Below are 14646 nucleotides of genomic sequence, written 5' to 3'. Positions count from 1 at the left end.
GCGCCTTTTCAGCAAAACCGCCGCAAATATGAAAAAGCTTTCTCGCAAGACCTACATACGCTGTTATTGGTCGTTGAATCGGATTCGCCTGAACTGACTAAATCGGCCGCTAAAAGACTGTTGCGCCTGATAAAGGCTGATAAAGATCATTTTAATTCGGCCTATATTCCCAACGATAACGAATTTTTCCGTCAGAACGGCCTGCTTTATCTTGATACCGACGAGTTGCAGACCTTATCCACCAACTTGTCGCTGGCTCAGCCTTTTATCGGCAGAATTGCCCAGCAACCCAATCTGACCGGCTTTTTTTCGATTTTTGAAGATGCGTTGACGTCCACAGACAAGACTCAGGTTGTGCCTATCGACCTGACCTCGCTGATTAACAAGGTTACCTCGGCCTTACATAAAACGCTTAATAGCGAAAACGCTTTGCTGTCCTGGGAGTCGTTGATTAGCGATAAGAAAATGCATGAGCGCAACAGTTTTATTATTGCTTCGCCTAAGTTTGATTACTCGCAAATCCGCCCGGCGGAAAATGCGATTGAGTCAATTCGCAAAGCTGTTGATGAAGTTCAGGATCCCAACCTGCCAACGGTTAAAGTTTGGATCACAGGTGAAGCCGGTCTTGAGGATGATGAATTGTCCGGTATGAGCACCGGCACTTTTACCGCTAGCATTTTTTCCATTGTCTTAGTGCTATTTATTTTATTGGTTGCCTACCGCTCCGTTTTGCTGACTGTAGCCACATTGATTACACTGGCTTGGGGCATGCTTTTTTGTGGGGCGTTCGCGGCTTTTTCCGTAAAAGAATTAAACCTGATTTCAGTGGCTTTTGCAGTATCCAATATTGGTTTGGGCGTGGAATATGCGATTCATTTTTGTTTACGTTACCGGGACAATCTAACCCATCATATTCATAAAGGCCTAGCACTGCGCGACACGCTAATAAGCACGGCCCCCTCGCTATTATTGTGCGCAGGCACCACATCGATCGGGCTTTATGCATTTATTCCGACCGACTATAAAGGCGTATCCGAACTCGGCCTACTGGCAGGCACCAGTTTGTTTATCTGCCTGTTAATTACTCTAATTGCGTTACCTGCGTTGTTAAGAGTTATCCCGGCTCCGGCAAAGTTCTTGGCGATAACAGAAGAAAACCCGAATGGACTTGCAAAGCTGTCACAAAAACTGGCGACTTATCCGCTCCATTATGCCAAACCGATTGCAATCGCAACCTTTGTTATCGCTGTCGTTTCCATTGTGCTGACATTCAACGTGAAGACTGATTTTAATCCGATTAATCTTCGCGACCCTAATACCGAATCGGTTATTGCCTTTAAAAATTTAATGAAGGACAAGGAAACTACGCCGATGACATTAACTGTGCTGGCCAAGGATGAAAGCAGCGCCAAAGCCTTGGAGCAAAAGCTTTCGGCTTTAGCTTCGGTTGATAAAACCGTCAGTCTTTTTGATTTTCAGCCCACCGGCCAGGGCGAAAAACTGGCCTTGATTGAAGAAATGGGCTTGATGCTTGGTGCGCAGATGCAGAATTTTCCTGCGCTACAGACCGATCCTGACCCAGTTCCCGGCATTAATCGGCTGATAAAAACGATTGATACTATCCTGCCTGAAAAAACCGATACAGAGCGTACCGCACTAACAAATTTTAAAAAAGAATTACAGGATATTTTGATCGAACTTGATGCGCGGCAACAACCCAGCCGGCGCATGTTTATTGAACATATCCAGACGACGTTGCTCGGTACATTACCGAACGTCATGAACGAGCTATCCGCCAGCTTTAATGCCAAAGAAGTTACATTGGCCGACCTGCCGGCCGACATCAAGGATAGATGGTTGAGCAAGAACGGTTCGTACCGCATCCAGATATTCCCTAAAAAAGACTTGAACGATCTGAAAAGTCTGGAAGAATTTATTACCGAAGTACAATCCGTCGCACCTGAAACAACAGACTTGCCGGTCATGTATTGGGAGTCTATGAAAGAAGTTGTCTCAGCGTTTCAACAAGCCATTGTGATCGCCCTGGTTACTATCGCGCTGCTGTTATTCGCTATCCGGCGAAATATTGCCGATACCGCGCTGGTCATGACACCGCTGATGCTGGCTGGATTGTTTACCATGGCGAGTGCGGTTCTCACCAACACCCCTATTAATTTTGCCAATATTATCGCTCTGCCGCTACTGCTGGGATTGGGCGTTGATAATGGCATCCATATGGTTGAAAAATTGCACCATTCGCTTTCTGAAAAACAGAATATTTATCAATCCAGCACCGCCAGAGCCATGTTCTACGGTGCTCTGACCACAGCCTCCAGCTTTGCCGGATTGGCATTTTCGCCCCATCAGGGCATTGCCAGTATGGGTTTGATCATTACCATCGGCATATTTTGGATCATGGTTTGTACATTTATTATCCTCCCTGCGCTGAGTAAGCTAGTGTTGAGGGTGAACAATCATGGGTAACTGAGTTACAGCTTTTATCGCGAAGATCATGAAGTTTTAGCAAATAGTCTTTGTGCGTGCGGGCTATAAACCTAAAAATCGCAGTTAGTCCATAAAAGATACGTAATAAATCAATATGTTCCATTGATTTAGTCATTCACTCTTTGGGCGACTACTTGCAATAGTTTTAAGACTTGCGGTTGCACTTGGCCGACCGCTTTCAGCAGTTGCGACAGATCGCCCGAGGTTTGCACTGCCGGTTGCGGGTCTTCTATTTTTTCTTGTATCCAATCTGCTGTTCCCTCAAGTAAGCCAGTACAAAAATCAGCGATAGTCTGATAGTTGATAACCGACTTTTAATAGTCTGATATTAATCAAAGCGACTTTTGTCTATAATCGGAAGAAACTTAAAACCCGCGTCGAGCAACGTAAATAAAACGTTGTGATTTTCAGTGTTAGGGTCAGGTTCCAGTTAATAGGAGTAAGAATTTGAACCCAAAGAACAAGATTTTATTTGCAGGCGATCCGCACGGGGACTTCAGACCACTGATAGCGGCAGTGCATGAATACAAACCTGAGGCCGTTGTATTATTGGGCGATTATGACTTGGAAATGCCTTTGGAAATCTGTTTACAGGAAATTATCGGTTTAACCCAAATCTGGTGGATTGCAGGGAATCATGATTTTGAAACACCCGCCAAGCATAAGCACTTGTTTGACTCCGCTCTGGCTGATCAAGGGTTGCACTTGAAAGTTACTGAAATAGCGGGGCTTAGAGTTGCCGGCTTAGGAGGTATTTTTCTAGGCCGAGTCTGGTATCCGCCGCAGCAGCCAAAATGGCGGGACAAACAGCATTATCTGCATAACCAGCCGGCTAATGTTAGGCATACAGCCTTGTCGCTAAAATATAAGGCGGCGATTTGGCATGATGAGTTTGAGGCATTAAAGAAGCTAAAAGCGGATATTTTGGTGACCCATGAGGCGCCAGGATCTCATCGGCATGGTTTTGACGTGATTGGCGATTTGGCTGTAGCTATGGGGGTAAAAAATATCTTTCATGGTCATTTGCATGAAAATTACGCGGGCATTGTTAAACACAATATCAAGGTAGTCGGCGTGGCGGACAGGGCAGTTGCCGATTTGATGGGGAATACGTTAAGGAATGGAAATTAATCGCTTATCTACTCAGCACCATCAAACTGAATGGAACGCAGATAACGCAGATAATTATGATTTAATAAGATTTTTTCTTTAATTATCTGCGTCTATCATATTTATCAGCGTCGCCTCGGCAACTGCTCCTGCGTTGCTCTACCTCCTGCATCCTTGCAGTCGTAGAGGCGCCTACTTTTGGCATCAGCGTTCTATTTTTTGCTACTGAGTAAGCTTATTTGATGTTGGTCGTTCTACGCCTGGCTGCTCAAATAATCTTCATAATTGCCATTGAAATCGACAACTCCATTCGGTGTTAACTCGATAACCCGCGTCGCCAGCGACGACACAAACTCACGGTCATGACTGACAAATATCAAGGTGCCGGGATAATTTTCCAGCGCAGTATTCAGCGATTCAATAGATTCCATGTCCAAATGGTTGGTCGGCTCATCCAGCACCATGATGTTGTTTTTTTGCAGGATCAGCTTGCCGAACAGCATGCGGCCTTGTTCGCCGCCGGAGATGACTTTAACGGATTTGTTGATGTCGTCCGCGCTGAATAATAATCGGCCCAAAGTGCCACGAATGGTCTGGTCGTCATCCGATTCCTTGCGCCATTGCCCCATCCACTCGATAAGGGTCATGTTTTCGGCGAAGTCTTCGGCATGGTCCTGGGCATAATAGCCTACCTCCGAGTTTTCCGACCATTTCACTGCGCCGGTATCCGGCGTTAAATCGCCGACTAAGGTGCGCAGCAGTGTCGATTTACCGATACCGTTAGCGCCAATCACAGCAACGCGTTCGCCGACGGCAACCATCAGGTTCAGGTCTTTAAATAGCGGTTGCTCGCCGTAACCTTTACTTAGGCTTTCAACTTCCAGCGCCAAGCGGTGCAGCTTTTTGGTCTGGTCGAAGCGGATAAACGGATTAACCCGGCTTGACGGTTTAACTTCATCCAGTTTGATTTTTTCAAGCTGCCGCGCGCGCGAGGTGGCTTGTTTGGCCTTGGAAGCATTCGCCGAGAAGCGGCTGACGAAAGTTTGCAGTTCGGCAATTTGGGCCTTTTTCTTGGCATTGCCTGCAAGCAGGCGTTCGCGCACTTCGGTTACCGCAATCATGTAATCGTCATAGTTGCCGGGATAAACGCGCAGTTCGCCGTAATCCATATCGGCCATGTGGGTGCAGACGCTGTTTAAGAAGTGGCGGTCATGCGAGATGATGATCATTGTGCAATTGCGCTGGTTCAGGATGTCTTCAAGCCAGCGTATGGTGTTGATGTCCAGGTTGTTGGTCGGCTCATCGAGCAGCATGATGTCGGGATTGGAAAACAAAGCCTGTGCGAGCAATACTCGCAGTTTCCAGCCCGGCGCTACGGCGCTCATCGGGCCGTTATGCTGTTCCAGCGGAATGTCCAGGCCCAGCAACAACTCGCCGGCCCTGGCTTCGGCAGTATAGCCGTTGTATTCGGCGAACACCGATTCAAGCTCGGCGGCGCGCATGTAGTCGTCTTCGGTGGCTTCCATGTTGGCGTAGATGGCGTCGCGCTCGGACATTGCCGCCCACATTTCGGTATGTCCCATCATCACCACGTCCAGTACGCGTTGGTCTTCATAAGCGAATTGATCCTGACGCAAGTTGCCCAGACGCTCATTAGGGCCGATGCTGACGTTGCCCGCCGATGGCTCCAAGTCGCCGCTCAAAATTTTCATGAAGGTCGATTTGCCGCAGCCGTTCGCGCCGATCAGGCCGTAACGGTTGCCGTCGCCGAATTTGACCGAGACGTTTTCAAACAGGGGTTTAGCCCCGAACTGCATGGTGATGTTAGCTGTAGAGATCAAGTTTTTGTTCCGAAGATTAAGGTAAAAAGATATTAAAGGTAAAAGGCAAAATAGAACGCGGATGACGCTGATAAATATGATAGGCGCAGATAATTAAAGAAAAAATCTTATTGAATCATAATTATCTGCGTCGCCTAGAGGCGCCTACTTTTGGCACCTGCGTTCCATTGTATTTGATGGCGCTATTGTTAACTAAGCCAAATCTCAGGCACTATATTGGCCGTATTTTGCTCGTCGCTGACCCAAATCTGCCCGTCCTGAATGCTGACTTGCAATTGCATGGTACGTTTTACCATCGGTGCGAGTTGATCCGTCGCCTGTTTGGGCAGGTTAATGACTGTCAGGTTTTTAAAGCGTTCCAGCTTGGGTTGTATTTGGTTCCACCAAACAGTATTGCGTCCGCCGTAAGTGTAAACGATGACTTTGTCGGCACGGTTGGACGCTTTGCGGATACGTTTTTCATCCGGCATACCCACGTCAATCCACAATTCAATGTCGTCGGTCAGGCTTTTTTGCCAGAGTTCGGGTTCGTCATCGGTGCTCAGGCCTTTAGTGAATTGCAGCTGTTCATCGGCATTCATCACAAAAGCCAGCAGGCGCACCATCATGCGCTCTTCGGTTTCTGAAGGATGCATAGCAATGGTTAGGTTATGCGATTGATAATAGCCTCTGTCCATGTCTGAAATCTGACAATCGGCTTTATAGATGGTTGACTTAAGCGCCATTAAGCGGTTTTTTACGGTTTGGAAAATAAAGACTTATTCTAACAGATTTTAGTCTTCGAGTGTTTTACAGTAGCAGTTTATCGTCGATGGCTATAAACCGGTCGGCAGAATTAATCAGCGAGGGAGCAGTCAGCGCGGGCACGCCGTAGACTTCTGTCGCCACATGGTAAGTATTTCGAACTTTATCCAATAACAGATCGAAGTCGCCGTCGCCGGATAACAAAATAATCACATCAAACTTGGCGGCATAATCGATTACATCCAACGTAATGCCTACGTCCCAATCGCCTTTTGCGGAACCGTCGCTACGCTGGATGTAAGGTTTCAGTTTAACCTCAAAGCCGATATTCCTGAGTATCTGCTGGAATCCCTGCTGTTTGCTGTCGCCTTTGTCGATTGCATAGGCAAACGCCGCAACCACCTCCCTGTCTGCGGTCGCCTGCGCCCAGAATGCAGCGTAATTGAAATGCCGCTGATAACTTTGCCGGGTGGTGTAATAGATATTCTGCACATCGGCAAAGATGGCGACTTTTTGCATGATTACTTCAGGAATGAACAGCAGTAATCGCTAGGGGTTTTAACTTTCATCGTAAATGCCGCATTGGCAGGCACGTTGAACGATTCGCCGCCTTTGATGCTTTGCCATTCTGTGCCGGGCAATAAAACATCCAGCTCGCCGTCGATGATTTCCATCAGTTCAGGATCGGCGGTGTTGAAAGTATATTCGCCGGGCAACATAAAGCCCAGGGTTTTTGTCGAGCCGTCCGCGAACTTGATAGTCCGGCTGCTGACATTGCCGCCGAAGTAGACATTGGCTTTTTTGACGATGGATACGTTATTGAATTCTGACATGTTAAGTCCTTTATCGGGAATGAGTAAATTAAGGGGCGTCATGATACCAGATTGCCTTGATTTAGCGCAGCTTGTGCTTGCGATTCACAAATATGCTTTGGGGTTGAAGGTTGTGTTTTGAGTTGCGGGGAGTATTGTGAATAGGTGCACTGTTATTGGTATGGGTTTATAAGTGCTACTACGAATTGTTTTTTAAGTATGTCTCAGAAAAAATATAAAATGAGAGTGGAAAGTCATTCTTAAACCATAAAGTAATGAATCACAACGGTGCTGTTATATTCGACATGGATATTTCTCTCTCTGTTAATGAAAGAAAGAGCTGGAGTGAGGGTTTAATAAAAATGTAATCCATGACCGTATGCAGTTTAGATAATAGTTTGTATAACAGGCATCTAAAATCTAAAAGGAATATATCATGAAGAACAACATTAAAGATTTGAAAGGAATTAGAGCAAGAGTAAATTCTGCTGTGCTAGTGCTGATGGTGGTTTTTTGTGTTACCACTCCCACTCATGCTGCAGATTCTCTATATGTTGGCGATCAAAGCGACAATACAGTGAAGCGCTTCGACGCAGACAGTGGAGAGTATCTGGGAGAGTTTATTAAGAAAGGGAATAGTCCGATAAAAGGTTCACGGGGGCTTATTTTTAACTCTGATAGTGATCTGCTGATTTCTAATCAGAATGCTGGAGCCAATAAATCAGGGGAAATTTTGAAACATAGCGGCGTAACCGGGGAGTTTCTCGGGGCACTTGTTCCTCATAATAGCCCAAATGCTCCTTTTGCACCTCGTGGCATTGCCCTAAGCAGCGATATTTTATTTGTCGCCGATACATCAAGTGCTGGGAAAAATAATCCGCCGGGCAAATTAATGACATACACAAAAAATGGAGTATTTCTTGCCGACCTGACGCCCGATCCTATTACTGAGTTTCCGGGAGCTTTTTCTAACGATGAGTTCCATCCTCGAGGTGTTGTACTTGGGCCTGATGGTTTACTCTATGTTTCTGTTACACATGATTTGGACCCTAAAAGCATAAATTTCAACCCATTGGCGGGTTGGATTCTTCGTTTTGACCCCAACAACAACGGAGCTTTTGTTGATGTCTTTGCCAGTAGTAACTCAGGAGATGAATGTGCCAAACATCTCCATCGCCCTGAGGGTTTAGTGTTCAGCCCTAACGGGGAGCTTTATGTCACTGCTTTCCGCGCAGACTCCAGCGACACGGACAAGATTTTGATCTTCGATAGTACAGGGGCGTGCGTAGACCAGATCGCCCTTGATGAGCCTGGCAATATCCGTGCTTTTGCTCAGGCTTTACTTTTTGGTCCGGCCAACCAGGCTGGTGAGTCCCTTTTTATCCCGATTAGCGGTGGTGGCCCTGATACGGGAGCGGTACGTCGTTATAATGTTACTACCAAAACTTTCAGCAATTTTGTACTTCCAGTTTCATTGGGCGGATCATTAGGAGAGGGGTGGTATCTTACTTTTGAAGGTACCGATCCCGGAACTTTAGGTTATATTCCTCCATCGAATTGAATGAAAAAGAGGGTAGTCAGTTCGAATATTGGGGTTAAGTTTACCTAATAATCACTTCATGAAAAGTGTGGCATAAGATCCCATACTTTTCACAAATCAAGGGGCGCTGGTTAATCTAATTTCGCTACCTGTTGAAGTATTATCTGTTGTGGCGAATAGCAAACAACCGATAGTATTTAGCGCAGAGTGTGATAGATCGAGGTAAGCTTATGAATCACAAAAAGCTTAGGTGCTGTATCTTTGAGTTCGGTGCTGTAGATAATGTTAACTTCAAAGTGTTCGTTATCCAATTGCTCGCACCAGTTTTTGACTTGATCGGTTTCCAGGTCGCCGCCTTGGTGGCCGGGATAGGCCAGCACGGTGATGATGCCGTTGACCGCCAAAATCCGGCTGGCGATAGTTAAGGCTATTAATGTGGAATCGGTAAGTGTGATGATGCTTTTGTCGCCGCCCGGCAGATAACCCAGATTAAACATGATCGCGCGGATTTTGCCGTGAAGATGCGCGGGGATTTTTTCGTCCATGTCGGTATGGCTGCCATGAATCAAGGTCAGGCAATCCAGCAATCCCGTTTGCCGGAATTTCTTGTGAGTTGAATCGATAGCCGCCTGTTGAATATCGAAGCCGTAAACATGGCCCGATAAGCCGACTTGTCCGGCTAGGAACACGGTATCGTGGCCGTTGCCGACCGTTGCGTCGATCGCAGTGTCGCCGGGGTGGAGTATGTCCCGGATTAAGTCATGTGCTGTGTTAACCAGTGAAATGCGTTTCATAAGTTGATTATTGGAGTGCAGGCTTTGCCTACAGGGATGTAGGTAAGGGGCGTGAGCAGGAGCGGAAGCTTTGCCTGCACGGGCAAGCAAAGCTTGCACTCCCTATAGCGTTGAATATCGCAAACTTGGGATAAGGGAGCGCCGTTTAATAAAACATCGGCAAAATGCCGGCTGTACCAAGGTATCTGTAAACTGCCTTTGGCGCCGAAGCCGTTGAAAATAGCCATGTTGTCATGCTCGGGGTGATGTCCGATAAAAGGCTGTCTGTCTCGGGTACAAGGCCGGATATTGGCTTGGTGGTTGACTAAGGTTACACCAGTCAAAGCAGGGGCGATTTGGTTCAGTGCATTTAATAAGGCGCTTTTGCCTTGTTCGGTGGTTTGGGTATCCAGGTTTTCCCGGTCGAAGGTCGCGCCGATTTTGATCTTTCCGGCGTTTAATGGGATCAGCCAGTTGCCGTGATTGAGTATTTTATCGGGCAAGTCGGTTTGGTGTTCCAACGTTAGAATCTCGCCTTTGGCCGGTTGGAAAGGCAGCCAGGAAAACCAGGGGTTTTGTGTTCCCTGATGGCCTTCGCAAAAAATGATTTGCTTGGGGCAAATGTCCTGCCAACGCAAAGACGGTTGCAGCTGTACGTCCCGGTAATCAAAATCAGCCTGCCTGTAACTGTCGTTGGCAATGAAAAACGCTTTCAAGCAATTTAATAGCGGCCGGGTTAATAAGTAACCGGTTTGTTTTTGTTCCAGGAAACCGAACGGTGTTGCAAGAGGGTTGACGGCGCTACCCGGTGGCAGGATGTCGCCCAGGTAGGCTTGATAATCGGGGCTGTTAAGGCGTTTGCCGGCGTTTTTAAATTCGTTGTCGCTACGGAAAAGCCGCAGCATCGGTTTTTCTATATAAAACGCTTGTTGGAAAAAATCGGCTAATTGCGAGTAGCAGTGTTTTGCTGCCGGTAACAGCGCATCGACATCGGCGGATTTGACAAAGCGCATGCCGGTGATTGGGTTAATCAGACCCGCTGCAACCTGCGAGGCGTTTTCGCGGCCGTTATCAACGACGACGACTTTGCAGCCGCGTTGTATCAGTTCCCAAGCTAGTAGGCTGCCGGAGAGTCCTTGGCCGATGATTAAGTAGTCGATCATGATTGTTGGTTATCCGTAGGAGCGGGCCATGCCCGCGATTGACATAAGCCAATATTTCACAATCGTTGCCGAAATATCGCGGGCATGGCCCGCTCCTACTCTTATTTAGCTGTTAACGCTACGCCTTTAAAACAAATTCCATCCCAGCCGTATTGCATGAAATTCCTGATGTTCTGGTGACCTGTGCCGTTTGGGTCGTTTAAAACATCTACCCGGTAATAGTCGCCGAACAGGTTTAATGTCTGTTGTGGATCAAGCCCGTGGAGTTGGGCGAAGGCGAAAATCTTGCAAGAGCCTTCATTAGTACCCGCCTGATTGATTAATAACAGTTCACCCAGGCCGTTGCTAAACTCGGTGGCTTGGTAATGGTAATTTTCAGTAATGACCGCAATGGTTTCATCAAAACCGACAGCTTTATTATTTGTTATTTTTTCAAGAAAAGATGCAAGTGACATGGGCAAGGCTCAAGGGTTAGCGGAGTAATCCGGAAATCTTTTTAAATTCAGGGTGAGTCGAACCTTTGACCCATTCGAACAATACCGATTCATAATTAGTAATGGTCGCGCCTTGTTGCTGCATACGCTGCAAGGCATAGAATTTATGTTCTGCTTTGCGTGAGCAGATCGCGTCTTCAACGACATGCACTTGATAGCCGAAATTTATCAATTCCAACGCGGTTTGCAATACGCAAACATGCGCTTCCTGACCGACCAGTATGATTTGCTTGCGATCAGCATTAGCTACGGTGTCAGTAAAGCCGTCAGCCGCACAGCAGGAAAAACCGGTCTTGTCAAAAATCAGGGTGTCTTCGGACAATATGTCGGTAATGGAGGTATCTGTCGGACCCAAGCCTTTGGGATATTGCTCGGTCAACAACACCGGGATGCTTAAATATCCGGCAGCCTCAACCAGACTGCCGACATTGGCTGTCATTAGTTCGGCATCTTGCTCAGGCATGGCCGCTGATAGTTTTGTCTGCAAATCGACGACGATCAGCAGGCTGTTTTTTACCGACAGGATGTTAGGGTGTGTGGTCATTTTAATTTGAAGGAAAAGGTTAGGGGAAGAAGGCTAAAGGCTAAGGGCAAAAGGCTAAAAAACACATCCTTCGCCTTTTGCCTTGCGCCTTTAGCCTTTTTTCATAATCCGTGCTTTTTCGCGTTGCCAATCACGGTCCTTTGAAGCAGCGCGCTTATCATGTAATTGCTTGCCTTTTGCCAGCCCGATTTCCAGTTTGGCTCTACCGTTTTTCCAGTACATGGACAACGGAATCAACGTGTAGCCTTTGCGTTCGACGGAGCCGATCAGCTTGTTGAGCTCATGACGGTTCAGCAACAGCTTTTTAGCGCGAATAGCGTCCGGGTTGACATGGGTTGATGCCGACAGCAGAGGCGAAATATGTGCGCCGGACAACCAGGCTTCGCCCCGTTTTATCGCCACATAACTCTCTTTGAGTTGAACGCGGCCATCCCGCAAGCTTTTAACTTCCCATCCTTCCAAAACCATTCCCGCTTCAAACCGCTCCTCAATCGAATACTCAAAAGTAGCTTGGCGATTGACGGCAATAGTGGCGTTTTGCTGTTTGTTATTTTTCTTGGACTTTTTGTCGGCCATAGATTTTTAAACTGACGTAAAGGAATAATTTTGTTATTTTACTCGATATTACTAACTGATGTTATGCAATAACCGGAAAAGTTCGCCACGAAAGACGCATCCTTGGCGATTTTATAATTATAAAGTTTTACAGGCACACAAATGACGGATACAAAAAAATCAATTCATGGCGAATGGTCTTCACGTTTCGCCTTTATCCTGGCCGCTACCGGCTCCGCAGTCGGTCTGGGTAATATTTGGAAGTTTCCGTATATTACCGGAGAAAACGGCGGCGGGGCCTTTGTTATCGTCTATTTGCTGTGCGTGTTGTTGATCGGCATTCCTATTATGATGGCGGAAACCATGTTAGGGCGTCGCAGCAGACAGAATCCCATTAATACCATGGTAACCCTGGCCGACGAAGCCGGAGCCGATAAAAACTGGCATTATTTAGGCTGGATGGGTGTTATTGCCGGCTTTTTAATACTCTCTTATTACAGTGTTATCGCGGGCTGGGCTTCGGCTTATGTGTTAAAGGCCTTGACCGGCAGTTTTTTCGGCGCCGATGCAATAACAATAAAAGGGCTTTTCGATCATTTTATGGCTAGTCCGGTGCAGTTAACTTTCTGGCATAGTCTGTTCATGTTGGCAACCATGTTGATCGTGGTGCGCGGCGTAAATACCGGCCTAGAGAAAGCCGTGCGTTTTTTAATGCCGAGCCTGTTTGTGCTGCTGATACTAATGGTGGCTTATGCAATGACCTTCGATGAATATTATGATCAAGGTATTAAATTCTTATTCACGCCCGACTTTAGCAAGTTGACCGCTAACGGTGTATTGACTGCAATGGGACATGCTTTCTTTACCCTGAGTTTAGGCATGGGCGCGATCATGATTTACGGTTCTTATTTGCCGAAAGATGTGTCGATTGCCAAAACCGTTTATTTGATTGCAGGCACCGATACGGTGGTTGCCTTATTGGCGGGTATTGCCATTTTTCCGATTGTTTTTGCGGCTGGATTGGAACCTGCGTCAGGTCCCGGTCTTATCTTTCAAACCTTGCCGATTGCTTTCGGCAACATGACCGGCGGCTGGTTATTCGGCATATTGTTTTTTGTGATGCTGGTGTTCGCGGCCTTGTCTTCGTCGATCTCGTTAATCGAGCCGGCTGTTGCGTGGTTGGTTGAAAATAAAGATATGAGCAGGCAACAAGCCTGTATCTGGTCAGGATTGATAACTTGGCTATTGGGATTGGGTACTATTTTTTCATTTAATGTCTGGTCCGGGTTTAAGGTTTTCGACAGGACTATTTTTCAATTGTTGGATTATCTAACCGCCAATTTGATGTTGCCTATCGGCGGTTTTTGCATTGCCGTGTTCGCGGGTTGGATCATGAAACGGCAACACACCGAGCATGAACTGGACATGCCTGATGCGCTCAGCTATCAAGTATGGCGGTTTTTAATTTGCTATGTGTCTCCCACTGCCGTGTTTTTTGTATTTTTGCATGTGGTCGGAGTTCTTTAAGCATGACCGTTGTACAAAAAAGCGCTCTGGTCAAATTTTCAGCCCAGCAGATGTTTGACTTGGTTAACAACATTGAAGCTTATCCTGAGTTTTTGCCTTGGTGCAGCGGCAGTCGAATCATTAAACGAGAAGATGACTTTGTTGAAGCTGAGTTGTTGATTTCCAAAGGCGGCTTTAAAAAAGCCTTTTCGACCCGGAACAAGATTGATAAAGGCCGCAGCATGACGCTCTCGCTGCTGAACGGCCCGTTTTCTTCTCTGGAAGGAAAGTGGGAATTTTTACCGCTACGCGAGGATGCCAGCAAAATTTCCCTGGATCTGGAGTTTGAAATGTCAGGCAAGCTGGCAAATCTGGCTTTCGGCGCAGTCTTTAACCAGATCTGCAACACCATGGTGAGTTCGTTTACCGCACGGGCCAAAGCCGTTTATGGTTAATGTCGAAGTGGTCTACGCCAAGCCCGAAGAGCAGGTGATAGTCACGCTGGCAATGGAGGAGGGTGCGACTGTTGAAGCTGCGATAAAAGCCTCGGGGCTGCTGGATCTTTTCCCTGAGATTGTCTTGTCCGAACTTAAGGCGGGCATTTTTGGCGTAGCCTGTAAACTGGATCAGCCTGTTAAAGAGGGGGATAGAATAGAAATTTATCGGCCTTTGCTCCATGACCCTAAAGAGGCTCGGCGGCAGCGGGCTTTGAAGGGGGGATGAATATTTGTTCCGGAAATCATGAAAATTTCACATGGCATTCTGTTCGAAAAGGTAAGGTAATAATGATAGAAAATGAGGTTGAGTTGGAAATAGATAGCTGTGTATATACAGTGAATTACCTTCTTGATGAAAACAGGCTTTATGTTTACTATGAAGGCGAGGAAAAAGGTCAAACACAAGTTAACGGAATTAGCCCAGTGTCCGCATCAAGAACGTTTATGAAAGCATTTTTGAACAAAAGAGCTTTATAAAACAAGCGCATCAATCACGAAAGATGAGCTCGACTTTGTTAAGTATATTCTATGCACTAATCAATAATTTTAATGAATAGTGAGA

Annotated in this window: 16 protein-coding genes; 7 read left to right on the top strand and 9 right to left on the bottom strand. The window is 46.6% G+C overall.

Translation table 11 applies throughout. From position 1 onward, the window contains the following. A partial coding sequence (locus EPO18_RS15370; RefSeq protein ID WP_292434719.1) for an MMPL family transporter occupies positions 1–2484 on the top strand: 2484 nt, incomplete at its 5' end. Positions 2485–2952: 468 nt separating this feature from the next. Then, the gene (locus tag EPO18_RS15365) at positions 2953–3636 is read left to right on the top strand and encodes a metallophosphoesterase family protein (protein ID WP_292434718.1); all 684 of its coding nucleotides are present in this window, start codon (positions 2953–2955) and stop codon (positions 3634–3636) included. A 233-nt stretch (positions 3637–3869) separates the two neighbouring features. On the opposite strand, the gene EPO18_RS15360 is transcribed toward EPO18_RS15365, so the two are convergent. From EPO18_RS15360 to ppnP, 4 genes are all read right to left on the bottom strand, one after another. Beyond that, complete coding sequence (locus tag EPO18_RS15360; protein ID WP_292434715.1) at positions 3870–5456, bottom strand: ABC-F family ATPase; 1587 nt, start codon at positions 5454–5456, stop codon at positions 3870–3872. 188 nt (positions 5457–5644) lie between these two features. After that, entirely contained in the window at positions 5645–6181 is a 537-nt protein-coding gene (locus EPO18_RS15355) for a YaeQ family protein (RefSeq protein ID WP_292434714.1), read from the bottom strand. Between the two features lie 64 nt (positions 6182–6245). Continuing rightward, positions 6246–6719, bottom strand: a complete 474-nt coding sequence (locus tag EPO18_RS15350) for a LabA-like NYN domain-containing protein (protein WP_292434712.1) — start codon at positions 6717–6719, stop codon at positions 6246–6248. A gap of 2 nt (positions 6720–6721) precedes the next feature. Then, positions 6722–7033, bottom strand: a complete 312-nt coding sequence (gene ppnP, locus EPO18_RS15345) for a pyrimidine/purine nucleoside phosphorylase (RefSeq protein WP_292434722.1) — start codon at positions 7031–7033, stop codon at positions 6722–6724. A 415-nt stretch (positions 7034–7448) separates the two neighbouring features. Here ppnP and EPO18_RS15340 point away from each other — a divergent pair, with 415 nt between their 5' ends. Continuing rightward, positions 7449–8573, top strand: a complete 1125-nt coding sequence (locus tag EPO18_RS15340; protein WP_292434711.1) for an NHL repeat-containing protein — start codon at positions 7449–7451, stop codon at positions 8571–8573. 176 nt (positions 8574–8749) lie between these two features. On the opposite strand, the gene mnmM is transcribed toward EPO18_RS15340, so the two are convergent. The 5 genes from mnmM to smpB form a co-directional block, all read right to left on the bottom strand. Beyond that, positions 8750–9346, bottom strand: coding sequence for a tRNA 5-(aminomethyl)-2-thiouridylate-methyltransferase MnmM (mnmM, locus tag EPO18_RS15335; protein WP_292434709.1), 597 nt, complete (start codon positions 9344–9346; stop codon positions 8750–8752). Further along, positions 9343–10488, bottom strand: a complete 1146-nt coding sequence (locus tag EPO18_RS15330; protein ID WP_292434707.1) for an NAD(P)/FAD-dependent oxidoreductase — start codon at positions 10486–10488, stop codon at positions 9343–9345. Before EPO18_RS15330 ends, mnmM begins: the two co-directional genes overlap by 4 nt. A 101-nt stretch (positions 10489–10589) precedes the next feature. Next, positions 10590–10943 carry a HopJ type III effector protein gene (locus EPO18_RS15325; protein WP_292434705.1) on the bottom strand — a complete coding sequence of 118 codons (354 nt, stop codon included), beginning with the start codon at positions 10941–10943 and terminating at the stop codon, positions 10590–10592. Between the two features lie 16 nt (positions 10944–10959). Further along, positions 10960–11526 carry an isochorismatase family protein gene (locus EPO18_RS15320; protein WP_292434703.1) on the bottom strand — a complete coding sequence of 189 codons (567 nt, stop codon included), beginning with the start codon at positions 11524–11526 and terminating at the stop codon, positions 10960–10962. Between the two features lie 90 nt (positions 11527–11616). Continuing rightward, positions 11617–12102, bottom strand: coding sequence for an SsrA-binding protein SmpB (smpB, locus tag EPO18_RS15315; protein ID WP_292434701.1), 486 nt, complete (start codon positions 12100–12102; stop codon positions 11617–11619). 141 nt (positions 12103–12243) lie between these two features. Between smpB and EPO18_RS15310 the strand changes: the two genes are divergently transcribed. The 4 genes from EPO18_RS15310 to EPO18_RS15295 all read left to right on the top strand — a co-directional run bounded on the left by EPO18_RS15310 (position 12244) and on the right by EPO18_RS15295 (position 14561). Continuing rightward, the gene (locus EPO18_RS15310) at positions 12244–13608 is read left to right on the top strand and encodes a sodium-dependent transporter (RefSeq protein ID WP_292434699.1); all 1365 of its coding nucleotides are present in this window, start codon (positions 12244–12246) and stop codon (positions 13606–13608) included. 2 nt (positions 13609–13610) lie between these two features. After that, complete coding sequence (locus tag EPO18_RS15305) at positions 13611–14042, top strand: type II toxin-antitoxin system RatA family toxin (RefSeq protein ID WP_292434697.1); 432 nt, start codon at positions 13611–13613, stop codon at positions 14040–14042. Beyond that, on the top strand, positions 14035–14310 hold the full coding sequence (locus tag EPO18_RS15300) for an RnfH family protein (protein WP_292434695.1): 276 nt from the start codon (positions 14035–14037) through the stop codon (positions 14308–14310). Before EPO18_RS15305 ends, EPO18_RS15300 begins: the two co-directional genes overlap by 8 nt. Before the next feature lie 62 nt (positions 14311–14372). Next, entirely contained in the window at positions 14373–14561 is a 189-nt protein-coding gene (locus tag EPO18_RS15295; RefSeq protein WP_292434693.1) for a hypothetical protein, read from the top strand. Positions 14562–14646: the final 85 nt, after the last annotated feature.

The organism is Methylobacter sp., assembly GCF_004322395.1.
In the GTDB taxonomy this organism is placed as follows: Bacteria; Pseudomonadota; Gammaproteobacteria; order Methylococcales; family Methylomonadaceae; genus Methylobacter_A.
Note: the sequence above shows the minus strand (reverse complement) of the source record. Positions and strands in the feature narration are given on the sequence as shown.